The sequence below is a fragment of the Kitasatospora sp. NPDC058046 genome (assembly GCF_042885595.1).
Taxonomy (GTDB): Bacteria; Actinomycetota; Actinomycetes; order Streptomycetales; family Streptomycetaceae; genus Kitasatospora.
In genome coordinates, this window is record NZ_JBHVRS010000020.1 from 125,690 (window position 1) to 148,151 (window position 22,462).

The following is a 22,462-nucleotide window of genomic DNA, read 5'->3' on the forward strand; positions in this document are numbered from 1 at the left end:
ACAGCACATCGTGGACAACAAGGACGACGACAGGCCTGACGGCTCCACCGCAGGCCTGGCCGGGCGCGTCGATGCGGCGCCCGGCCGACGGGGGTTCACCACGCGGGGGCTGCGGGTACGGCTGGCGGTCGTACTCCTGGCGTTCTCCCTCGTTCCGGTAGGGGCGGTGGGGTTCGGGCTGTACCGGCTGACGAACCTCGGCGGGCCGGACAACGTGTGCAATGGCGCGGCCACGGCGGAGCAAGTGCACGACATGCTGGGGCCTGGACGCATCTCCGAGAGGAAGAGCAAGGACTTCAACGCAACGGACGCCTCTCCCGACAACAGCTGCTCCGCCAGGGTCCGATCCGGTCTGTTCACAACCACCGAGAAGGTCGTACAGTTCCGCATCGAGCGCGACACCAAGGGCCCGGCCGAGCTCGCCGCACCGGACGCCCGGTTGTTTTCCGGCGACTCGGTCGGCTCGGTGAGCAAGTACGTGGCGTGGGCCTTGCTTCCCCAGGGATGCCCCAAGGGGCTGCGCGCCGAAGTGCACAGCAGCGAGTTGGGCCTGGACGAAGAGAGAGTCCGGCTGGCCGTCTCCTTCGCCAACGCGGCAGCTCGGGAGAACGGGTGCGCGGAGCGGAAGTTGCCGACTCCTACGAGCCTGTCCGCAAGGGGGGCCGAGACGGACCCCGACTGGAACGACGTATGCGGCCTGCCCGGGTTCGCCCCCGCGAAGGACCCCGGTGCCGAGCGGCGCTACTCGCAGCAGGTCACCACCGCAGCCGACCCGATCTGGTCCTGCGTGATCACCAGGAATGCGGTCGGCAGCGTGCCCCAGGCCTTCACGATCACCACGGAGCCACGGACCACCGCCGTCACCCAGGACGCCTCACATCCGTCCCAGTACGGGAGAGCGCGCCGAATCAGCGGGAAGTACGTCGAGTACGTCACCACCTGCCAGGGCAAAGACACCTTCTTCTCCCTCAGTGGCGGATTCGAATCAGACCCCTACGACTACCTGTTCCCCGACAGGGACGACCTGGTGCGCCAGTTCCTCACCGCCGGTGGCAAGGCGATCGGCTGTGAGCCGATCCTGTGACGCCTCCCCTCCTGCGGGCGGCCGGTTGATGACCGGCCGCCCGCAGGAGCACGCCTGAATCCGACCGACCGAGCAGCAACCGGGGAACGACACACCATGGAAGACAAGAACGGCTCCGCCAACGGCCCCGTCGGGCGGATGGACGCGGCGCTCGACCGGCGCGGATTCACTACCCGGGGGCTGCGGGTGCGGGCCGGGGTCATGGCAGTGGCGGCGGTCGGGCTGGTGGCCGGGCTGGGGGTCGCCGGGTGGGCGCTGCTGGCGGACGACATGACCAACAGGTTCGGGCCGGACAGCGTGTGCGACGAGGTGGTGAGCTCACGGGCGGTGAACGAAGCGCTCGGGTCGGGCAAGGTCAGCGCGGAGCCGTACGAGGGGAACGTCAGCCGCGGCACGGCGGTCTGCACCGTGCAGGTGGCCGGCGGGATGTTCGGCGACGACCGGAACATCCGGGTGTCCCTCGGCGAGAGCAAGGATGTGTTCCACCTCCCGATCCCTCCCGGCGCCCGGACGTTCGCCGCCTCGGCGAACGGTGGCGCGGTCGGCGCCGTCCGTGGCGACGAGGCGTGGGCACTGCTCCCCGAGGGCTGCCCCAACGGGCTCTGGGCCAGGGTCACCGCGTACTCCGGGAAGGATCCCGACCCCCTGAAGCTCGCCCGGCTCGCCGTGTCGGCGGCCGACCGCATCGCGGACCAGCGCGGCTGCGGCAAGGCGCCGCTGCCCGTCCTGCACGAGCTGGCCCCGGCCGCCACCGAGCGGGAGCTCGACGGCGACGCGGTCTGCGGCCTGCCGGGGGTCTCCGTCCAGCGCTCGCCCGACAAGCGCTACAGGGAGGCCGTGACCGTGGGATCCGATCCCCTGTGGACCTGCGAGATCACGCCTGAGGATGCGCACGGGAGCACCTCTTCCCTCGTCATCGCCACCGAGTCCCGGCTCCGGCCGGAGGCCACCGAGCGGGACACCAGGCCGGCGTTCGGCCGTGCCCGCTGGGTGGGGTCCCTCCCCCGGGACGAGATCGTGGTGACCTGCCACGGTCGCCCCGTCTACTTCCGGATCGGCACGATCAGGCACCTGGGGCACCTGTTCTCCACCTCCGACGAGGCCTGGAAGCAGTTCCTCACGGCCGGCGGCCAGGCGATCGGGTGTGAGCCGATCCTGTAGCGGGCGGAAAATGGGCGGGCGGGTGTCGGGGTAATGGTCTATCTTGCGATGGACCTATTACGTGAGACACGGGGGAGCACCATGAGCACCACCACCACCGACCGTACCGACCACACCGCCCGCACCGTCGTCGCCGTCTCCGAGCGGCTGGTGCTGACGCGGCCGCGGGAGGGGGACGTGGGGGCGGTGTTCGCGATCCACGGGGATCCGGAGACCAACCGGTACAACCCGCACGGGCCACAGCGGGAGCTCGTCCAGGCGCGGGAGATGCTGGACGGGTTCGTCGCCGACTGGGTGCGGGACGGGGTGGGGTACTGCGCCGTCGCCACCCGGGAGGACCCGGGGACGGTGATCGGGTTCGCCGGGCTCTACCTGCACACCCTGGACGGGGAGCGGGTGTTCAACCTCTACTACCGGTTCCGGCCGTCCGCCTGGGGCCTCGGGTACGCGGCGGAGGCGGCCCGGGCGGCGATGGCGGAGGCGCTGCCGCGCCACCCCGGGGTCCCGGTGGTCGCCCTGATCCACGCGGACAACCTGCCCTCGCGCCGGCTCGCCGAGCGGCTCGGGCTGGTCGCCGACCCGGACGGCCGCACCGACGAGGAGGACCGGGTGATCCACCGGATGCCCTGAGGCCCGGAGGAGCCCCTGTCGGCCCGAGATCCCCCGCCAGGGGGAGCGGGATCGCGCCCCGGGCGGAGGCCCCGGCGCCCGGCCCGGCGGGACCGTGGGGGCATGAGGATCAACGAGCACGTGGTGCGGGCCGGGGCGGCGTGGACGGCGGTGGCGGCGACCGGGCCGTACCTGACGCTGAAGCTGCTGTGGCTGACCGGGCATCCGGTGGGGGCGGGCGATCCCGGCGAGATGGACCGGCTGTGGCTGGTGAACCTGCTGACCTTCGGCATGGACGCGATCGCCGTGGCCCTGGCGCTGGCGTTCGTCCGGCCGTGGGGGCGGCGGGCGTCGGCCGGGCTGGTGGCGTTCCCGATGTGGGTGGCGACCGGTCTGCTCGGCACGATCCTGGTCGCGCTGCCGCTGTACCTGCTGAGCCTCCTGGTCCTCGGGCCGGAGAGCGCCGACCCGGACGACAAGGGCCTCGGCGGCTGGGTCTTCCCCGTCGTGTACGGCGGCTTCGCCGTCCAGGGCCTCGCGCTGATCACCGCCTTCGTGCTGTACGCCCGCCGGCGCTGGGCCGGGCTGCTGCGGGAGCGGATCGGCGACCTGCCGGACTCCCCCACCCTGACCGTGCAGCGCGTCCTCGCCTGCGTCACCGCGCTGCTCGCCGCGGGTGTCGCGGCGGCCCGGGTCTACTGGGCGTTCGGCGGCACCGCCGGAGTGCCGCAGGACCTGGTGGACGGCCGGTCCCGGGGCGTGGCGGTGATGAACGGGGTGACGGCGGTGATGGCGGTGGCCGCGGCGGCGGCGCTGCTGGTCCTGGTCTTCCGGGTCCGTCCGGGGCGCCGGCTGCTCGGGCCGCTGCTGGTGGTCTGGACGGCGGCCGGCTCGCTGTTCGGCTGGGGCGCCTGGCAGTTGGTGGCCTTCGGGGCGACGACGACCCGGGTGACCGAGCTGCGGACGGCCGTCCCCGGGCTGACCCCCCTGGTCCAGGGCGCCCAGGTGGTGGCCGCGGTGCTGGTCCTGGCGGTCGGGGCGGTCGCGCTCACCGAACGCGGCACCCTCCGGCGCACCGCTGCCGTAGAGTCGCGCGGGTGATCACGGGGGTGGGCATGCGACTGCGGCGTACGGGAGAGGTGGGCGTCCGCCTACGGCGTGCGGCGGGCGCGGCGGTCGGCCGGCGGGCCCGGCTGCGCTGGGTGCACCTGGTGCTGGGCGGCGCGCTGCTGATGCCGTACTGGATGCTGTCGGTGGTGCTGTACGGGGCGCTCAACCCGAACCAGCCGCCCGGACGCCAACTGCTGCTCTACGTCCTGTCGTTGCTCACCTCGCTGCCGATGGCCGCCGTCACCGCGCTGGTGCCGATGGTGCGGGGGCTGGAGGGCGCGGCGGCGCGGGCCCTGTGCTCGGCGGCCCGGCCGGAGGAGCTGGCCACCGGGCCGGCCCGCTCCTGGGGCGCCCGGTGGCGTACCGCGCTCTGGTACGTGCTGCACGTCCTGTTCGGCGGGGTGGTCGCCGGGATGACGCTGGCGGGCACCCCGTTCGCGGTGGTACTGGTCTGCGGCTTCGCGGGGACCAGGGAGTTCGTCCGGATGTGGGAGCGGCACTTCCCCGGCTGGCTGGTCACCGGCCCGGTCCTCGGCCTCGGCGTTCTGCTGCTGATCGTCGGCACCAACGCCGTCTGCGGCGCGCTGCTCGCCCGCTGGGCGCCCGCCCTGCTCGGCCCGACCCCGGAGGAGCGGGTGGCCGTCGCCGAGCGCCGGGCCACCGTGCTCGCCCAGCGCAACCGGCTGGCCCGCGAGCTGCACGACTCGGTCGGCCACGCGCTCAGCGCCGTCGGCATCCAGGCCTCGGCCGCCGCCCGGGTGCTGCGCAGCAACCCGGACTTCGCCGCCGAGGCGCTCGCGGCGATCGAGGAGACCGCCCGGGCGGCCGTCGCCGAACTCGACGCCGTACTGGGGCTGTTGCGCGAGGAGGACCCGGAGGCCGCCGGACCCGCCGGGCCGACCCTCGCCGGGCTGGACGACCTGCTGCGCCAGCTCGGCCGCGCCGGGGTGGCGGTGGACGCCGAGCTGGCGCCCGGGCTGGCCGGCCTGCCCGAGCCGGTCTCCCGCGAGGCGTACCGGATTGTGCAGGAGGGTCTGACCAACGTGCTGCGCCACGCCGGGCCCGCCCCGGCCGGGCTGCGGGTCCGGCTCGCCGACGGCCGGCTGGAGATCGACCTGACCAATCCGCTCGGCCCCGCCCGGCCGAGCCGCCCCGGCGGCGGGCGCGGGCTGCGCGGGATCGGCGAGCGGGCGGCGGCCCTGCACGGCGGCAGCGCGGCGGGGCCGGACGGGGACGGAACGACGTGGCGGCTGGCCGTCTGGCTGCCGGTGGGAGGGGCGACGTGAACGAGGACATGAACGAGATGGGGTACGACGCCGTGGACGAGGGTGCACGGCAGGGCGCCGACGGCATCCGGGTGGTGATCGCGGACGACGAGCGGCTGGTCCGCCTGGGCCTGCGGGTGGTGATCGACAGCGAACCGGACCTCACCGTGGTCGGCGAGGCCGCCGACGGGGCCGAGGTCGTCCCGCTGGTGCGCGAACTGCGCCCGGACGTGGTGCTGATGGACGTCCGGATGCCCGGCATCGACGGCATCCGGGCCACCGAACAGCTGGTCAACGGGATGGCCCCGCCGCCGCGCATCCTGGTGGTCACCACCTTCGAGCACGACGACCACGTGTACGACGCGCTGCGCGCGGGCGCCGCCGGGTTCCTGCTGAAGCGGGCCCGGGCGGAGGAGATGGTGCAGGCGGTGCGGCTGGTCGCGCGCGGCGACTCGCTGCTGTTCCCGGCGGCCGTCCGCGACCTCGCGCTGCGCCACGGCGCGGACCGGCGCCGGGAGGCCGGGTCGGGCGACCGGGGGCCGATCGGGCGGCTGACCGAGCGGGAGGGGCAGGTGCTGCGGCTGATGGCCACCGGGCTCAACAACGGCGAGATCGCGCGGCAGCTGGTGGTGAGCCAGGAGACGGTGAAGACGCACGTCGGCAGCGTGCTGGCCAAGCTGGGCGCGCGGGACCGCACCCAGGCGGTCATCGCGGCGTACGAGTCGGGCTTCGTGCTGCCGGGCTGACGCCCACTCAGGATCCACCGCGACCATCACCCGTGCCCCCGGTACGCCCGAACGGCTCGAACGTGGATTCCATCCGATCGGTACCAGCGAGTAGAGTGCGGGTTTCCCCCTCGACGTCCGATACCTCCCGTATCGCCTGGAACGAACTGGTGGCCGCATGACAGTCCGGACCCGACCCGCGCTCTGGTGGCGCATGGGCATCGTGCTCTCGGCGGGCCTCGGCCTGACCCTCGGGACCGCGCCGCTGGTCTACTTCACCGTGCAGAGCAACGTGATCGTGTTCGGCTACTTCATCGGCGCGGTGTACTGGATGCTCAAGCGCGGCACCGTGGACGCGCCCGCGCCCCGGCTGCGCGGCGCTGCCACGCTGTACATCCTGATCACCGGGCTGGTCTCGCACATCCTGCTCGAACACGGCGCCAACCCGCTGCCCGGGCTGGTCAGCGGGCCGGACAAGCTGGCGCACTGGTCGTCGTTCTTCCTGCACTACGTGACGCCGGTGATGGTGATCGCCGACTGGCTGGTGCTCAAGCCGCGCAACGCCTCGGCCTGGAAGGACATCCCGCTCTGGCTGGGCTTCCCGCTCGGCTACGCGGCGATCGTGCTCGCCCGCAACGCGCTGTTCGACGACTACCCGATGCCCTACCCGTACTTCTTCTTCGACCCGACCACCAAGGGCTACGGCTACGTCTGGGGCCAGATAGCCCTGCTGACCGTCGAGTTCGTGGCGCTCGCCGCACTCGTCGTCGGGCTGGACCGGCTCGGGACGCGGATCGCGGGAAGGCTGCGGTCGACGCCGCAGGCATAGCCCCCGGAGTTCACGCTCCCCCGTCGCTCACGCGGCGGGCGCGTCCTCGGGGAACGCGGCGTCGAACTCGGCCCGGTGCGCCTTCCAGAACGCCACCGCGTGGTCCACGAAGACCCGGCGCTGCTGCTCGCGCACGCTCAGGTCGTGGACGTAGGCCTTCACGGTCTTGCCGTCCGCGGCGGCGGCCTCGCGGATCGCGGCGAGCTCGTGCTCCGTGTACTCGATGGTGAGCGCAGGCATGCCGCCGATGGTACTGGAGCGACGGGTAGTTGGGGCCGCGGACGGCGGTTTTTCACCCGCAGTCAAAACGGTCGCTGTCGAGACCGCCGAGGACCATTGCACCCGGCTCCGGGTCGGCCCGGAGAAGGAAGCCGGTGCGCCCGGAGGAGGAAGCGGGTGCGGCTCGTCGGATGACGCCCGGGCGGTGGGGCCGGCCGTAGCGTCGACGGGGAGCGGTGGCGGAGGGGTTCCGCGGGGGAGACCGGGGTTTCGGCGGAGGCCGGAGATGACACGCAGGTCAGGAATGGCACGCAGGTCAGGGATGACGCGCACGGCGGGAACGGCACGCAGGACAGGAACAGGACGCACGACGGGAACAGGGCGCACGACGGGAACGGCACGCAGCAGGACCGGAAACGGCGTCGGCAGGACCGCGGCCGCGGCGGTGGCCCTCGCGACGGCGGTGGGGCTGGCGGCACCGGGGGCGGCCGCGGCGCAGGAAGGGCGGGGGAACCCGCTGGAGGGGGTCTGGCGGACGGAGGGCTACGGCCTGCTGATCGCGGTCTCCGGGGGCCGGGTCACCACCTACGACGTGACCGCGCACAGCTGCCTGCCCGGGTGGGTCACCGGGACGCAGGCCTCGGAGCCCGGCCCGGACGGCACCACCCGCTACACCGTGGGCAACCTCGCCATGACGCTCACCCCCAAGGGCCGGAACCGGGCCGTGGAACGCGAGGAGAGCGGGGTCGGCACCAAGTCGCTCACCCGCCTGGACGCCCTGCCGCCGCTGTGCGCGCGGCCGGCTCCGAACGACCCGCTCGCGGTCTTCGACCGGTTCTGGGAGGACTTCGAGGAGAACTACCCGTTCTTCGCCGCCAAGGGCATCGACTGGCACGCCGTCCGGGACGAGAAGCGGCCCACGATCACCCCGGCGACGACCGCCGACCGGCTGCAGGACGTCTTCACGGACATGCTCGGCCCGCTCGGCGACGCGCACACCGGGCTGGCCCGGGTGGTCGACGGGCGCGCCAAGGAGGTCTTCGGCGGGCAGCGGCCGGATTCGACGGTGCAGACCCCGGAGCTGACCGCGCGGGCCCTGCAGGCCTCGGCGGCCCAGCTCACCGGCCCGGAGCAGCAGTTCGCCGGCGGCCGGCTCGGCGTGGGCCGGCTCCCGGACGGCCTCGGCTACCTCCGGGTGAGCAGCTTCGACGGCTACACCGACGGCGACTTCCGGAGCCAGGTCGACGAGCTGGACCGGGCGCTGGACGCCGTGCTGGCCGGCCCGGACCGGCCCACCGGCCTGGTCGTCGACGTGCGGCTGAACGGCGGCGGCTCGGACGCGCTCGGGCTGCACATCGCCGCCCGGCTCACCGACCGCCCGTACGTCGCCTACCGGAAGGTGGCGCGCAACGACCCGGCCGACCCGACGAAGTTCACCCGGCCCGAGCCGATCACCGTACGGCCGTCGGCGGGCGGGCACTTCACCGGGCCGGTGGCGGTGCTCACCTCCTCGATCTCCACCAGCGCCGCGGAGACCTTCACCCAGGCCATGACGGGCCGCTCCCCGCGGGTGCTCCGGGTCGGCGAGAACACCCAGGGCGTCTTCTCCGACATCATGATCAAGTCGCTCTCGCCGGAGTTCATGGCCGTCCTGCCGAACGAGAAGTACCTGACCAGGAACGGCAGTACCTTCGACGGCCCGGGCATCCCGCCGAACGTCCGCACGCCGGTGTTCACCCCGGACGAGCTGGCCGCGCTCAGGGACTCGGCCCTGAGCACGGCCCGCCGGATGCTCACCGAGGACGCCCAAGGCAACCAAAGCAGCCAGGGCGACCACGGCGACCAGGGGAACGCCGAGAACGACCAGGAGCAGCAACGGTAGGAGCAGCGGTAGGCGCTACATCGGCTCCACCGTCCGCAGTTCGCCGTCCAGCTCCAGCCACCGGGTGAGGCCCAGGCCGCGCAGGAACGGCAGGTCGTGGCTGGCCACGATCAGCGCGCCCCGGTACGCGGACAGCGCCTGGGTGAGCTGGCGGACGCTGGCGAGGTCCAGGTTGTTGGTCGGCTCGTCGAGCAGCAGCAGCTGCGGCGGCGGGTCGGCCAGCAGCAGGGCGGCCAGCGTCGCCCGGAACCGCTCGCCGCCGGAGAGGGTGGCGGCGGGCTGGTCGGCCCGGGCGCCGCGGAACAGGAAGCGGGCGAGTCGGGCGCGGACCGCGTTGTCCCCGGCGGTGGGGGCGAGCAGCTTGACGTTCTCCACGACGGAGCGCTCCTCGTCCAGCAGGTCGAGCCGCTGCGGGAGGTGCCGCAGCGGCACCGGGGTGATGACCTCCCCCGCCGGCGGGGCGAGTTCGCCCGCGATGGTGCGCAGCAGCGTCGTCTTGCCGGCGCCGTTGCGGCCGACCAGGGCGATCCGCTCGGGCCCGCGCAGGTCGAGGTCGGCGGTGGTGCCGTGGGGCAGCCGGACCCTGTCCAGGGTGAGCACGGTGCGCCCGGCCGGGACGGCGGTGCGCGGCAGGTCGATCCGGATCTCGGCGTCGTCCCGGACGGCCTCCTCGGCCGCGTCGAGCCGGGCCTTGGCCTCCTCCAGGCGCTCGGTGTGCATGCCCTGGAGCCGGCCGGCCGTCTCCTGGCCCTTGCGCTTGAGCATCCCGGCGAAGATGTGCGGGTCGTTGCGGGTGACCGAGCGCTTCTTGCCGTACGCGGCGCTGCGGTCCAGCCGGATGCGGGCCTCGGCCAAGTCCCGCTTCTGGCGCCGGACGTCGGCCTCGGCGTTGCGCAGCAGCCGCTCGGCCGTCTCCTGCTGGGCCGCGAGGGTGCGTTCGTACTCCTCGAAGTTGCCGCCGTACCAGGTGACTTCGCCGTCCCGGAGGTCGGCGATCTGGTCGACGTGCCGGAGCAGCTCGCGGTCGTGGCTGACGATCAGCAGCACGCCGTTCCAGCCGGCCACCGTCTCGTAGAGCCGCTCGCGGGCGGCCCGGTCGAGGTTGTTGGTGGGCTCGTCGAGCAGCAGGACGTCGGGGCGGGCCAGCAGCAGGGCGGCCAGCCGCAGCAGCACGGCCTCGCCGCCGGAGAGTTCGCCGGTGGTCCGGTCGAGGCCGAGGCGGTGCAGGCCGAGCCGGTCGAGGGTGGCGCGGGCGCGCTCCTCGACGTCCCAGTCGTCGCCGAGCGCGTCGAAGTGGCGCTGGTCGGTGTCGCCGGACTCGATGGCGTGCAGGGCCTCGCGGGCTGCCCGGATGCCGAGCGCCTCGTCCACCCGCAGGGTGGTATCGAGCGTCAACCCCTGTGGCAGGTAGCCGAGTTCGCCGTCGATCCGGACGGTGCCGCCGGTCGGGGTGAGCTCGCCCGCGATCAGCCGCAGCAGGGTGGACTTGCCCGCGCCGTTGAGCCCGATCAGGCCGGTGCGGCCGGGGCCGACGGCGAGCTGGAAGCCGTCCAGGACGGGCTTGCCGTCGGGCCACTCGAACGAGAGCTCGGTGCAGAGGACGGCGGTGGTGGTGGGGTGGTGTGCCATACAGGCCTCCCGGGGTGGTTGCCGAAGGGGTGGTGAGCAACACGGGGAGACACCGCGGGTGCGGAAACCGGGCACGGCCGGGGGAACGAAGGGGTGGCGTCACGCAGAGGAGTGCCACGGGCCGTGACTGAGGTCGCACACTCGCGCACCGCGCGACGGCAGCAGGGCCTGCGCGGCGGGGGCGGTGTCCCGGGACCTCAGTAGAGCAACGGCCTTCTCCTTGTCTGGCTGATGACCCGGACCACGCTAGGCAGCCCGCCCGGGGCGTGCAACCGATTTACCGGCCGCCGGGCCCGCCGCGACCACCGCGCGACCCGCCGGGCGCACCCCCGGGACCGCCCCGCGACGGGCCCCCGGTGCCGATCCCGTGCCCATCCGGTGACGGCCCCGTCCCGGTCCGGTGCGGAATTCGGGAGTCCCCCGGACGCATGGCAGACTCCTCACCTGCCATGCCTGCGGCCGAGTGGGGCCGCACCCGGGGAACGGGCCGCATGGCGGTAGTCAACAGGGGGATTTGAACTCATGTCACCGATATCCCGGCCGGGCCGTGCCGTCCTGGGCGCCTCCGTCGTCGCGCTGACCATGGTGGTCGCCACCGCGTGCGGCCCCGACAACGCCGACCCGGCCGTGACCGCGGCTCCCGGCGTCACGGCCGGCGCCTCCGGCACGCCGGGCGCGGCTCCGATCAAGCTTCCGACGCTCGAAGAGCTGAAGACCTGGAAGCTGGAGGACTGGGACAAGTGGGCCCAGGCCAACGTGATCACCCCGGCGGTCAAGGGTTACTGGACCCTGCAGAAGCTGCTGGACGCCAAGCCGAAGCCGCTGCCGCAGCCCGCCCCGGAGGGGACCCAGCCGCCCGCGCAGCCCACCGGCGCCGCGCCGGCCACCAGCGCGCCCGCCTCGGCCGCGCCCACGGCCCAGCCCACCGCGGCCCAGCCCGGCGGTGGCGGCGGCGCGGACCAGCTGCCCGCGATGGTCCCGGCCAAGCCCGTGGCGCACCCGTTCCCGAAGAACATGCACGTCAACGGCAAGATCTTCTTCAAGGACGGCAACGAGGACTACGTGTGCTCCGGCACCGTCGTCTCCGACCCGGCCAACCCCGGCAAGAGCAACCTGGTGTGGACCGCCAGCCACTGCCTGCACGGCGGCAAGGGCAACAAGTACTACACCGACATCACCTTCGCCCCGGCCTTCAACAGCAACGGCGTGCTGAGCAACGGCAACAAGCAGGCCAAGCTGGAGGACGCCGAGCCGTACGGCGAGTGGACCGCCACCTCCGGCATGGTCTCGCCGCAGTGGGCCGCGGAGGCCGACCCGGAGAAGGGCGGCCCGTGGAGCCAGTACGACTTCGGCATCGTGAAGGTCGCCAACCCCAGCCCGGGCGGCAAGTCGCTGGAGGAGACCGTCGGCGGCTCCGTCCCGCTCTGGTTCAACGCCCCGCGTGACCAGGTCGGCGCCGTCAGCAACTACGGCTTCCCGGAGGGCAAGCCCTTCGACGGCGTGGAGCTGGAGCACTGCGACGGCGGCAAGCCGTCCAAGAAGACCGGCGACCCGAGCCGCCCGGCGATGCTGCTGATCGGCTGCAACATGACCGGCGGCAGCAGCGGCGGCGGCTGGTACGCGACCAAGGACGGCAAGCCCGCCCTGGTCAGCGACACCTCCATCGGCAACGGCGCGAACACCTACGAGGCCGGTCCGTACCTGGAGGACGTGGCCCAGCACATGTTCGAGTACTTCTCGAAGAAGGCCAAGTGAAGAAGGCCGAGTGACCCGCTCCGACGAAGGCCGAGTGGTCTTCCGAGCGGCGCGGTGACCCGCTGAGCGGTGATCCGGGGGCCGCGGCCGCGACGGCCGCGGCCCCCGTCTTTTCGGCCGGACGCCCGGCTCCTCCTACAATCGGGCTCATCATGAGCGCCACACTCGTAGTCAAGGACCTCAGCGCCGGCCACGGCGAACGCACCCTCTTCTCCGGCCTGGACCTGGTCGTCGCCCCCGGCGACGTGATCGGCCTGGTCGGCGTGAACGGCGCCGGCAAGTCGACCCTGCTGCGGCTGCTGGCCGGCCTGGACACCCCCGAGGGCGGCTCGCTGCGGCTGAGCCCGGCGAGCGCCAACGTCGGCCACCTGCCGCAGGAGCCGGAGCGGCGCGAGGGCGAGTCGGTGCGCGACTTCCTGGCCCGCCGCACCGGTGTGGCGGCCGCGCAGGCCGCGCTGGACGAGGCCACCGAGGGCCTGGTCGAGGGCCGGCCGGGCGCCGACGACGCGTACGCCGTCGGCCTGGAGCGCTGGCTGGACCTCGGCGGCGCCGACCTGGAGGAGCGCGCCGAGGAGGTCGCCGACTCGCTCGGGCTGAAGGTCTCGCTGGACCTGCCGATGACCGCCCTGTCCGGCGGCCAGGCCGCCCGGGCCGGCCTCGCCTCGCTGCTGCTCTCCCGCTACGACGTCTTCCTGCTCGACGAGCCCACCAACGACCTCGACCTGGACGGCCTGGAGCGGCTGGAGTCCTTCGTCAAGGGCCTGCGCACGGGCACCGTGCTGATCAGCCACGACCGCGAGTTCCTGGCCCGCACCGTGACCAAGGTGCTGGAGCTGGACCTCCACCAGCAGCAGGTCAACCTGTACGGCGGCGGCTACGAGGCGTACCTGGAGGAGCGGGCGGTGGCCCGCCGGCACGCCCGCGAGGAGTACGACGAGTACGCCGACACCAAGGCCTCGCTGGAGGCCCGGGGCCAGATGCAGCGCAACTGGATGGAGCACGGCGTCCGCAACGCCCGCCGCAAGAGCAGCGACAACGACAAGAACGCCAAGGCGAAGCGCACCGAGTCCACCGAGAAGCAGGCCTCCAAGGCCCGGCAGACCCAGCGGATGATCGAGCGGCTGGACGTGGTCGAGGAGCCGCGCAAGGAGTGGGAGCTGCGGATGGAGATCGCCACCGCGCCGCGCTCCGGCTCGGTGGTGGCCACCCTGCGCGCGGCCGTCGCCAAGCGCGGCGACTTCTCCTTCGGCCCGGTGGACCTGCAGATCGACTGGGCCGACCGGGTCGCCATCACCGGCGCCAACGGCGCGGGCAAGTCCACGCTGCTGGCCGCCCTGCTCGGCCGGCTCGAACTCGACGGCGGCAGCGCCTCGCTGGGCTCCGGCGTGGTGGTCGGCGAGGTGGACCAGGCGCGCGGGCTGTTCCTCGGCGGGGAGCCGCTGCTGGAGGCCTTCGCGGCCGCCGTGCCGGAGCTCGCGCCGGAGGACGTGCGCACCCTGCTGGCCAAGTTCGGCCTCAAGGCGGTGCACGTGCTGCGCCCGGCCGGCACCCTCTCCCCCGGTGAGCGCACCCGGGCCGCGCTGGCGCTGCTGCAGGCCCGCGGGGTCAACCTGCTGGTGCTGGACGAGCCCACCAACCACCTGGACCTGCCCGCGATCGAGCAGCTGGAGTCCGCGCTCGGCTCGTACACCGGCACCCTGCTGCTGGTCACCCACGACCGGCGGATGCTGGACACGGTGGCGGTGAACCGGCGGATCGAGGTCCGGGACGGGCGGGCGCACGAGCTGTAGGGGCCGCCGGGCCCGGGGAACGGGACCGGCCGCCGGCCGGATCGGCCTCCGGGGATTGACCTCCGGGGATTGGCCTCCGGGATCGGTCTCCGGGGATTGGTCTCTACCTCTTCCCGGAAACCCCCTCCCGGAGGGGCCGTCATGTGCTGTGCTGTGCGCCATGGTTGACAGCACTGACAGCGCCGTGGCGGGGACGTCCCACCCGACCGTCCCGCTCACCCCCATGACGGTGCCCGCCCACGAGGCCGAGGCCCGCAGCAGGTCCTTCCACGACGTGATGGCGCAGCGCCGGACCGTCCGCGACTACTCCACCCGCCCGATCCCGGACGGGGTGGTCGAATGGGCGGTCCGGACCGCCTCCACCGCGCCCAGCGGCGCGCACGTCCAGCCCTGGCGGTTCGTGGTGATCACCGACCCGGAGCGCAAGCGGCGGCTGCGCGAGGCGGCCGAGACCGAGGAGCGCGAGTTCTACGGCCACCGGGCGTCCGAGGAGTGGCTGGCCGCGCTCGCCCCGATCGGCACCGACTGGCGCAAGCCGTTCCTGGAGGACGCGCCGGCCGTGATCGTGGTGTTCGAGGTGCACAAGGGCCCCGAGTCGCCGCGCCCGTACTACACCAAGGAGTCGGTGGGGATCGCGGTCGGGCTGCTGCTGGCCACGCTGCACCAGGCCGGCCTGGCCACGCTGACCCACACCCCGAGCCCGATGAAGTTCCTCAACGAGGTGTGCGACCGCCCGGCGGAGGAGCGCGCCGCGTACGTCATCCCGGTCGGCTACCCGGCCGAGGGGGCGCGCGTGCCGGACCTGCGGCGCAAGGAGCTCGACGAGGTGATGGTCCGGCTCTGACGCGCCGGGGTGCGGCCGGGCGCGCCCGCCACCGGGGGGACGCGCCCGCCACCAGAGGGATATCCGATGGTGACAGGTCCCGGCCAAGGACATAATCGCCGCCATGAGCCAAGCACAGCCACGGCCCTGCGGCCTCGCCCCGCCGCTGGTGGAGGCGACCGCCGGGCGGCCGCCGGAACGGCTGCGGCTGCCCGGCGGCCTCTGGCTGCGGCGCCGCCGCAGCAGCCACACGGCGGCGCTGAACCAGGCCGTCCGCGCCAACCTGGACCACCTGCGGCCCTGGATGGAGTGGGCGGCCGAGGCCCCCTCCCGGGCCCGGACCGCCGAGCTGACCCGGGCCGGCGCGGCCGCCTGGGAGGCCGGCACCGACTTCATGTACCTGGCCGGCCTGGACGCCGAGCCCGGCGGCGTGATCGGCGCCTTCGGCCTGCACGGGCGGATCGGCCCGGGCGCGCTGGAGATCGGCTACTGGGTCGCCGCCGGGCACGTCGGCCGGGGCATCGCCACCACCGCGGCCGGGGCACTGACCGAGGCCGCGCTGGCCCTGCCCGGGATCACCCGGGTGGAGATCCGCTGCGACCGGGCGAACGGCGCCAGCGCGGCCGTCCCGCGCAAGCTCGGCTACCGGCTGGACCGGGTCGCGGAGGCCGCCGTCCGGGCTCCGGGCGAGACCGGACGGCAGCTGGTGTGGGTGCGGGAGCGCTGACGGCGCGGGTACGGGGGCAGCGCCGCCGTCAGTAGCGCTCGCCGGTCGCGGCCGGCAGCGCGTCCAGCTCGGCCAGGTCCGCCGCCGAGAGCTCGATCCCGGCCGCCCCCACGTTGTCCACCAGGTAGCGCGGCGTCCTGGTGCCCGGGATCGGGAAGACGTACCGGCCCTGCGCCAGCACCCAGGCCAGCGCGACCTGCGCCGGGGTGGCGCCGATCCGCTCGGCGACCGCCCGGACCTTCCCGACCAGCGCCAGGTTGGCCCGCAGCGCGTCGTGCTGGAAGCGCGGCAGCCGGCGGCGGAAGTCGTCGGCGGGCAGCTCCTCGATGGAGGTGATGCCGCCGGTCAGGAAGCCCCGGCCGAGCGGCGAGAACGGCAGGAAGGCGATGCCCTGCTCCTCGGTGTACGGCAGCACCTCGGCCAGCGCGTCCCGGGTCCACAGCGACAGCTCGGACTGCACCGAGGCCACCGGGTGCACGCTCTGCGCCCGCTTGATCTCCTCGACGCCCGCCTCGGAGAGGCCGATGCTCCGGGCCTTGCCCGCCGCGACGACCTCGGCGAACGCGCCCCAGGTCTCCTCGATCGGGACCTGGGGGTCGACCCGGTGCAGCTGGTAGAGGTCGACGTGGTCGGTGCCCAGCCGGCGCAGGCTCTCGTCGATCGAGCGGCGCACGTGCTCGGGCCGGCCGTTGCGCTCCTGCTGACCCGCGCCGCCCGGCACGATGCCGACCTTGGTGGCCAGGAAGGCGCGCTCCCGGTACGGGCCGGCCAGCGCGGCGCCGACCACCTCCTCGTTGGTGTACGGGCCGTACATGTCGGCGGTGTCGATCAGGCCGACGCCGAGGTCCAGCGCCTGCCGGATCACCCGGACCGACTTCTCGTCGTCCCGGTCCCGCTCGGTGTAGGCCCAGGTCATGCCCATGCAGCCGAGACCGATGACGCCGATCTCCGGGCCGCTCGTGCCGAACGAGGCGTTGCGCATGGTGGTGCTCCCGTCGTGGTTTCCGCGGCTCCCGTGGGGTGGCCGCGGTGGTTCGCGTGGTGGTGCGTGATCAACGCCCTCAGCTTTCACCTTGGAGTGCACTCAAGGTCAAGCCCCTTCATCCCCGGGCCCGCCGCGGCCGCCGCCCAGCATCGTCTTAACCGTTCCTAAAACCTGTCCCTGACGGGGCGTCCGGGACCGGGAAATGCTTGACGTGCACAGCTGGTCTAGTCCAGTTTGATGCTCAGCACCGCGCTCCCCCACCCCGGACCACCCCAGGCCGCCGCCCGCCCCGCGCCTCCCCCTCGCGGCGCGGGCGGCCCCCACGTCCCGAGAGGCACCCCCATGCCCAGCGCGCCCCAGCACGCCCCCACACACCGCCGCCCCGCCCGCCGGACCACCCTGCTGAGCCTCGCCGCCGCCACCGCGCTCGCCGCCGGCGGCCTGGCCGTCCTCGCCGGGAACGCCGGCGCCGCCGACGGCAACCTGCTCGCCAACGGCGGGCTGGAGAGCGGCGCGCTCGGCCCGTGGAGCTGTTCGGCCGGCACCGGGAGCGTGGTCGACTCCGGTGCGCACAGCGGGACGTACGCGCTCAAGGGGGCGGTGGGCGCGAGCGACACCGCGCAGTGCGGCCAGACCGTCAGCGTCCAGCCCAACACCACGTACACGCTCAGCGCCTGGGTGCAGGGCCGGTACGTCTACCTCGGCGCCACCGGCAGCGGCGTCACCGACCCGGCCACCTGGACCGCCGGCGGCGCCGACTGGCAGCAGCTGTCCACCAGCTTCACCACCGGGGCGGCCACCACCAGCGTCACCGTGTACCTGCACGGCTGGTACGGGCAGGGCGGCTACCTCGCCGACGACATCGCCCTGACCGGCCCGGGCGGCGGCAACCCGACCACCCCGCCGCCGAGTTCGACCCCGCCGAGCCCGACCGGCACCCCGACCGGCACGCCCACCGGCGGCCCGGGCACCCCGGCGCCGAACGTCGCGCTCCCGGTCGCCCCGTTCATCGACATGGGCGCCTGGCCGACCCCCTCGATGCCCGACCTGGCCAAGGCCGCCGGCCTCAAGGGCTACACGATGGGCTTCGTCACCGGCGTCGGCTGCAAGGCCAGCTGGTTCAACGCCTACGACCCGCGCACCGCCTGGGCCAAGGACCAGGTGGACGCGCTGCGCGCGGCCGGCGGCGACGTCAAGGTCTCCTTCGGCGGCGCCGCCGGCACCGAACTCGCCGCCGCCTGCACCACGGTGGACTCGCTGTTCGCCGAGTACGACGCGGTGGTGAGCGCCTACAACCTGCGCTACGTCGACTTCGACATCGAGGGCGCGGCCATCGCCGACACCGCCGCCAACGACCGCCGCTCGGCCGCCCTCGCCAGGCTCCAGCAGGCCCACCCGGGCCTCAGGGTCTCCTTCACCCTGCCCGTCCTGCCCGAGGGCCTGACCTCCGAGGGCGTCGCCATCGTCAAGTCCGCCCGGGACGCCGGGGTGGCCGTCGACCTGGTCAACATCATGGCGATGGACTACTACCGGAGCGGGACGGACTACGGCAACGCCGCCGTCCAGGCCGCCCAGTCGCTGTTCGGCCAGCTCAAGGCGCTCTACCCGGCGAAGACCGACGCCCAGCTGTGGGCCATGGTCGGCGTCACCCCGATGATCGGCGAGAACGACGACCACCAGGTCTACAACCAGGCCGACGCCCAGCAGTTGGTGGCCTTCGCCCGGCAGAACCACCTCGGGATGCTCTCCTTCTGGGACGCCACCCGGGACGCCAACGCCTGCACCGGCGGCTCGCTGTCCAAGTGCACCAACATCCCGCAGCAGCCGTACGAGTTCGCGAAGATCCTCGGCCAGTACGCGGGCTGATCCCACCGGCCGCCGGCCGCCGGGCAGTCGACCACACGCCCGGTGGCCGGCCGGCCACCGGCCTCGCCTACCGGGAGGCGGAGTAGTGACGCGCCCCGGGGCGGCTCAGGTGTCGTAGCAGCCGCACCAGGGGGCGTCGAAGCCCAGGCCGTCGGGGTAGAGCTCGAAGTGGACCCGCTCCTCCTCGTCGTCCACCTCGTCCGGTTCGTAGTCCTCGCGCACCAGGCCGAACAGTTCGCCGTCGACATGCACGGCGAACGGGGCGATCGCGATGTCCCCGTACTCGCGGCCGGGCAGGGCGTCGAGCCACTCCGCCAGCAGCAGCCGGGCCTGCGGCGCCTCGCCGGCGGGGTGTATCCGCGAGTCGAGGTGGCGGCCGGCGGCGTCGAAGCGGTGCAGGACGGCGTAGTACCGGCCGGCGCCGAGGCCGAGCGCCGAGGCGAGGAACTGGCCGCCCTGCCAGCGGCCGATGGTGTCGGTGCGGTAGTCGGGCCGGTGGCTGATGGGGATGACCTCGGGAACGTTCACGGTCGAACCGTACGGGTGAGCTGTGACAGCACCGCCGGCTCCGCGCAGCCCGCCGCCCGGCTCAGCGGCCGGTCGGGAGGTTCGCCCCGCCGGTGCAGTCGAGCACCACACCTGTGACGAAGCCGTTGGCGGCCAGCAGGTGGATCGCCCGGGCGACGTCCTCCGCCCGGCCGACCCGGCCGACCGGGGTGGTGGCGGCGAGGCCCTCGAACAGCGCGGCCCGCTGCTCGGCCGGTACGCGGTCCCACCACGGGGTGTCGATCACGCCGGGCGAGACGGCGTTGACCCGCAGCGGGGCCAGCTCGACGGCCAGCGGCGGCACCATCGCCTCCAGCGCGCCGTTGATGGCGGCCAGTCCGGCGGTGCCGGGGAAGGCGGCGCGGGCCGATGCTGCGGTGATCAGGGTGACCGAGCCGTCCTCGCGCAGGTGCGGCAGCGCCGCCTGGAGTACGCGCACCTGCGGCCAGAACTTGGCGTCGAAGCCGGCCGCGAGTTCGGCCAGGTCGAGCTGGGCGAACGGGCCGGCGCCGGCCGCGCCGCTGACCGCGACGACCAGGTGGTCGACCACGCCGGTCGTGGCGAAGAAGGCGGCGAGGGCGGCCGGGTCGGTCGCGTCCAGCGGGTGCCCGGTGGTCTTGCCGCCGATCCGGGCGACGGCGGCGTCCAGCCGGTCGCGGTCGCGGCCGGTCACCACGACCTCGGCGCCGTCGGCGGCGAAGGCGGTGGCCGTGGCCTCGCCGATGCCCGAGCTGCCGCCCATCACGACGACGCGCTGTCCGGCGAAGGGGGTTGACGCAGTGCTCATGGTGGTGGGGCCTTTCGACTTGTCGAGACTGTCGGTTCCGGAAATGATGGTTGTCGAGACTGATAGTCTTGTCAAGGGGGATCGGGGAGAGGCACACCGGAGGAGAGGGAGCACGATGAGCGAGACCGAGGGCACCGAGGCCACCGAGGCCGCCCCGGCGGTACGCCCGCACACCGGGCGCCGCCGCAACGAGGCCGCCCACCGCGCGATCCTCGACGCCGCGCTGCGCCTGCTCGCCGAGTCCGACGGCACCCCCGTCACCATCGACGCCATCGCCCGCGCGGCCGGCGTCGGCAAGCAGACCGTCTACCGCTGGTGGCCCTCCAAGGGCGCCGTCCTGCTCGACGCCCTCACCGACCGCGCCGACCAGGACGTGTCCGGCCCCGACACCGGCGACCTGCGCGCCGACCTGCGCGCCTTCGTCAGCACCACCTTCGAGGCGGCCCAGCGCGACACCACCGCCCCCGCACTGCGCACCGTCGCCCGCGAGGCCGCGCGCGACCCGCACCTCGCCGACCTGATGCGGAGCTTCACCGCCACCCGCCGCACCGCGCTGCGCGAACTCCTCACCCGGGGACGCGAGCGCGGCGAACTGTCCGCGGACGCCGATCCGGACCTCATCGCCGACCAGGTCTACGGGGTGTTCTGGTACCGCTTCCTGCTCGGGCACGGGCCACTGGACGCGGGCACCGCTGAGCGGCTCGCCGACTCACTGCTCACGGGGAACGCCAGCGGGAACGCCGAGGCGAACACCGAAGGGAACACCGAAGGGAACCGCGGCCGTTAGCCCCGCTGCCACCCCTGGCCGCGCCCGCGCACCAGGGGCAGGTACACCTCGTCGACGATCTCCACCAGGACGTCGTCCGGCGCCGTCGGCACCCCGCGCGCCATGAACTCGTTGCGCAGCAGCACCATCGCCACCGTCGCCACCCGGGGGTGCAGCGCCTCGGGGGCGGCCTCGCCGCGGGCGACGGCGCGGCCCAGGACGGTGAGCCAGGGCGCGGCCACGGCGTCGCCGGACTGGTCCTGCAGCTGGGCCAGGAACTCCGTGGCGCCGCCGGCCGCGGCCAGCAGCTCGCGCAGTACGGCGCCCAGCGGGGAGCTCCAGTGGCGGTTCGCCTGGCGGAGCAACTCCAGGGCGTCGCCGCGCAGTTCACCGGTGTCGGGGAGCGGGGCGGTCTTCGCGAGCTGCTTGTACGCGGCGATGCCGAGTGCCAGCCGGTTGGGCCAGCGGCGGTAGATGGCGTTCTTGTTGGTGCCCGCGCGGGCGGCGACCTTGTCCATGGTCAGCCCGGCGTACCCGGCCCCGGCGAGCTCCTCGACCGCGGCGTGCAGGATCGCCTCCTCCAGCGCCGCCCCGCGCCGTCGCGTCTGCCCGGCCATGCCCTCGCTCCGCCCAGTCCGCCCGCCGATACCGCCCGTACCCTCCCCATCCTTCTTGCCGTGCCAGGCCGTCGGCAACTAAGGTACTGGCCGTACCGTAAATTCTCTCTCGCCGGAAAGGCGGAAGAACGTGCGCGCCAAGGGAATCAGCTACGACACCGGCTTCATCAGGGACGGGGCGTACTCCCGCGCCTGGTTCGACTCCGAGGCGGTCGAGCGCGAGCTGCGGATCATCCGGGACGACCTGCACTGCACCGCGGTCCGCATCATGGGCGGCGACCCGGAGCGGATCGAACTCGCCGCCGGCCACGCCGCCGACCTGGGCCTGGAGGTCTGGTTCTCGCCCTACCCGCTGGAACTGACCACCGACGCGATGCTCGCGCTCCTCACCGACTGCGCCGAGCGCGCCGAGCGGCTGCGGCGGCGCGGCGCCGAGGTGGTGTTCGTCGCCGGCGCCGAACTCAGCCTGATGAACCCGGGGTTCCTGCCCGGCTCCGGCATCGGCGAGCGCCTCGCCCTGCTCGCCCGGCCCGAGCAGGTGCGCGCACACCTCGGTGCGGTGAGCGGCCGGGTCAACGCGTTCCTCGCCGAGGCGGTGGCCGCCGTCCGGGCCCGGTTCGGCGGGCGCGTCACGTACGCCGCCGTACCGCTGGAGCGCGTCGACTGGGAGCCCTTCGACCTGGTCTCCCTGGACCTGTACCGCTCCGCCGAGACCGCCGACCGCTTCGCCGGCGGCGTCTGCGACCTGACCGCCCAGGGCAAGCCGGTCGCCGTCACCGAGTTCGGCTCCGCCACCTTCCGCGGCGCCGGCGACCGGGGCGCGAACGGCCTGGACATCGTCGAGTACGCCGACGGGGGCCCGGTCCGGCTGGACGGCGTCTACGAGCGGGACGAGGCCGGGCAGGCCGCGTACGTCCGGGAACTGCTGGAGGCCTTCGACGCCGGCGGCGTCGACGCCGCCTTCGTCTTCACCTTCGCCCTCTACGACCACGTCCACCGCCCGGACGGGGACCCTCGCGACGACCTCGACCTCGCCAGCTACGGCGTCGTCAGGACCTACGAGGACCGCGCGGGAACCACCTACCCCGGCCTGCCCTGGGACCCGAAGGAGGCGTTCTCCGCCGTCGCCGAGTACTACCGCACCCACTGAGCCGCCCGCCGCGGAAGCGGGGGGGGGGGGGCGGGGCCCCCCCCACCCCCCCCCCCGCCCGCACCCGCCCCCCCGCAGCCGCGCCGCGCGCGCGGCCGCCGACCCCCCGCCGGGGGATGGCCCCCACGGCCGCGACG

The 22,462-nt window shown here is 73.9% G+C and carries 21 protein-coding genes; 15 read left to right on the forward strand and 6 right to left on the reverse strand.

Annotated elements, in window-relative coordinates; translation table 11 throughout:
- The first annotated feature begins 10 nt into the window (after nt 1–10).
- From ACFVU7_RS32750 to ACFVU7_RS32780, 7 genes are all read left to right on the forward strand, one after another.
- Nucleotides 11–1,084 (forward strand): hypothetical protein, encoded by a 1,074-nt coding sequence (locus ACFVU7_RS32750; protein ID WP_388048687.1) that lies wholly within the window; start codon nt 11–13, stop codon nt 1,082–1,084.
- A gap of 96 nt (nt 1,085–1,180) precedes the next feature.
- Entirely contained in the window at nt 1,181–2,245 is a 1,065-nt protein-coding gene (locus tag ACFVU7_RS32755) for a hypothetical protein (protein ID WP_388048688.1), read from the forward strand.
- Nucleotides 2,246–2,326: 81 nt separating this feature from the next.
- On the forward strand, nt 2,327–2,875 hold the full coding sequence (locus ACFVU7_RS32760) for a GNAT family N-acetyltransferase (RefSeq protein WP_380780094.1): 549 nt from the start codon (nt 2,327–2,329) through the stop codon (nt 2,873–2,875).
- 102 nt (nt 2,876–2,977) lie between these two features.
- The gene (locus ACFVU7_RS32765; RefSeq protein ID WP_388048690.1) at nt 2,978–3,955 is read left to right on the forward strand and encodes a hypothetical protein; all 978 of its coding nucleotides are present in this window, start codon (nt 2,978–2,980) and stop codon (nt 3,953–3,955) included.
- Nucleotides 3,952–5,250 carry a sensor histidine kinase gene (locus ACFVU7_RS32770; protein ID WP_388048692.1) on the forward strand — a complete coding sequence of 433 codons (1,299 nt, stop codon included), beginning with the start codon at nt 3,952–3,954 and terminating at the stop codon, nt 5,248–5,250. The genes ACFVU7_RS32765 and ACFVU7_RS32770 overlap by 4 nt, the downstream gene beginning before the upstream one ends.
- Nucleotides 5,251–5,267: 17 nt before the next feature.
- Entirely contained in the window at nt 5,268–5,975 is a 708-nt protein-coding gene (locus ACFVU7_RS32775; protein ID WP_380738498.1) for a response regulator, read from the forward strand.
- A 157-nt stretch (nt 5,976–6,132) separates the two neighbouring features.
- The gene (locus ACFVU7_RS32780) at nt 6,133–6,783 is read left to right on the forward strand and encodes a Pr6Pr family membrane protein (protein ID WP_074002240.1); all 651 of its coding nucleotides are present in this window, start codon (nt 6,133–6,135) and stop codon (nt 6,781–6,783) included.
- Nucleotides 6,784–6,810: 27 nt separating this feature from the next.
- On the opposite strand, the gene ACFVU7_RS32785 is transcribed toward ACFVU7_RS32780, so the two are convergent.
- Nucleotides 6,811–7,023, reverse strand: a complete 213-nt coding sequence (locus ACFVU7_RS32785; RefSeq protein ID WP_074002239.1) for a hypothetical protein — start codon at nt 7,021–7,023, stop codon at nt 6,811–6,813.
- A gap of 424 nt (nt 7,024–7,447) precedes the next feature.
- Here ACFVU7_RS32785 and ACFVU7_RS32790 point away from each other — a divergent pair, with 424 nt between their 5' ends.
- Nucleotides 7,448–8,884, forward strand: a complete 1,437-nt coding sequence (locus ACFVU7_RS32790) for a S41 family peptidase (protein ID WP_388048694.1) — start codon at nt 7,448–7,450, stop codon at nt 8,882–8,884.
- A gap of 15 nt (nt 8,885–8,899) precedes the next feature.
- Here the strand turns inward: ACFVU7_RS32790 and ACFVU7_RS32795 are convergent, their stop codons facing one another.
- Nucleotides 8,900–10,513 (reverse strand): ABC-F family ATP-binding cassette domain-containing protein, encoded by a 1,614-nt coding sequence (locus tag ACFVU7_RS32795; RefSeq protein ID WP_388048696.1) that lies wholly within the window; start codon nt 10,511–10,513, stop codon nt 8,900–8,902.
- A gap of 522 nt (nt 10,514–11,035) precedes the next feature.
- On the opposite strand from ACFVU7_RS32795, the gene ACFVU7_RS32800 reads away from it, so the two are divergent.
- From ACFVU7_RS32800 to ACFVU7_RS32815, 4 genes are all read left to right on the forward strand, one after another.
- The gene (locus ACFVU7_RS32800; protein WP_117487286.1) at nt 11,036–12,268 is read left to right on the forward strand and encodes a hypothetical protein; all 1,233 of its coding nucleotides are present in this window, start codon (nt 11,036–11,038) and stop codon (nt 12,266–12,268) included.
- A 152-nt stretch (nt 12,269–12,420) separates the two neighbouring features.
- Nucleotides 12,421–14,058, forward strand: a complete 1,638-nt coding sequence (locus ACFVU7_RS32805) for an ABC-F family ATP-binding cassette domain-containing protein (protein WP_074002235.1) — start codon at nt 12,421–12,423, stop codon at nt 14,056–14,058.
- A 160-nt stretch (nt 14,059–14,218) separates the two neighbouring features.
- Nucleotides 14,219–14,902 carry a nitroreductase family protein gene (locus ACFVU7_RS32810; protein ID WP_049658730.1) on the forward strand — a complete coding sequence of 228 codons (684 nt, stop codon included), beginning with the start codon at nt 14,219–14,221 and terminating at the stop codon, nt 14,900–14,902.
- A gap of 103 nt (nt 14,903–15,005) precedes the next feature.
- Nucleotides 15,006–15,608 (forward strand): GNAT family N-acetyltransferase, encoded by a 603-nt coding sequence (locus ACFVU7_RS32815; RefSeq protein ID WP_375875249.1) that lies wholly within the window; start codon nt 15,006–15,008, stop codon nt 15,606–15,608.
- Nucleotides 15,609–15,636: 28 nt separating this feature from the next.
- Here the strand turns inward: ACFVU7_RS32815 and ACFVU7_RS32820 are convergent, their stop codons facing one another.
- Nucleotides 15,637–16,590 carry an aldo/keto reductase gene (locus ACFVU7_RS32820; RefSeq protein ID WP_049658731.1) on the reverse strand — a complete coding sequence of 318 codons (954 nt, stop codon included), beginning with the start codon at nt 16,588–16,590 and terminating at the stop codon, nt 15,637–15,639.
- 345 nt (nt 16,591–16,935) lie between these two features.
- Here ACFVU7_RS32820 and ACFVU7_RS32825 point away from each other — a divergent pair, with 345 nt between their 5' ends.
- Nucleotides 16,936–18,459 carry a carbohydrate binding domain-containing protein gene (locus ACFVU7_RS32825; RefSeq protein ID WP_387966404.1) on the forward strand — a complete coding sequence of 508 codons (1,524 nt, stop codon included), beginning with the start codon at nt 16,936–16,938 and terminating at the stop codon, nt 18,457–18,459.
- Nucleotides 18,460–18,564: 105 nt separating this feature from the next.
- Here ACFVU7_RS32825 and ACFVU7_RS32830 read toward each other — a convergent pair whose 3' ends face one another.
- Both ACFVU7_RS32830 and ACFVU7_RS32835 read right to left on the reverse strand, forming a co-directional pair.
- Nucleotides 18,565–18,987 carry a hypothetical protein gene (locus ACFVU7_RS32830; RefSeq protein ID WP_388048698.1) on the reverse strand — a complete coding sequence of 141 codons (423 nt, stop codon included), beginning with the start codon at nt 18,985–18,987 and terminating at the stop codon, nt 18,565–18,567.
- Between the two features lie 61 nt (nt 18,988–19,048).
- A complete protein-coding gene (locus ACFVU7_RS32835) occupies nt 19,049–19,792 on the reverse strand; it encodes an SDR family oxidoreductase (protein ID WP_049651400.1) in 744 nt (247 codons plus the stop codon).
- A gap of 115 nt (nt 19,793–19,907) precedes the next feature.
- Between ACFVU7_RS32835 and ACFVU7_RS32840 the strand changes: the two genes are divergently transcribed.
- Nucleotides 19,908–20,579: a TetR/AcrR family transcriptional regulator gene (locus ACFVU7_RS32840; RefSeq protein ID WP_388048700.1), complete on the forward strand. Its 672-nt coding sequence runs from the start codon at nt 19,908–19,910 to the stop codon at nt 20,577–20,579.
- Here the strand turns inward: ACFVU7_RS32840 and ACFVU7_RS32845 are convergent.
- A complete protein-coding gene (locus ACFVU7_RS32845) occupies nt 20,576–21,175 on the reverse strand; it encodes a TetR/AcrR family transcriptional regulator (protein WP_388048702.1) in 600 nt (199 codons plus the stop codon). The two genes, ACFVU7_RS32840 and ACFVU7_RS32845, sit on opposite strands and share 4 nt — an antisense overlap.
- 130 nt (nt 21,176–21,305) lie before the next feature.
- On the opposite strand from ACFVU7_RS32845, the gene ACFVU7_RS32850 reads away from it, so the two are divergent.
- The gene (locus tag ACFVU7_RS32850; protein ID WP_388048704.1) at nt 21,306–22,325 is read left to right on the forward strand and encodes a hypothetical protein; all 1,020 of its coding nucleotides are present in this window, start codon (nt 21,306–21,308) and stop codon (nt 22,323–22,325) included.
- The last annotated feature ends 137 nt before the right edge of the window (nt 22,326–22,462 follow it).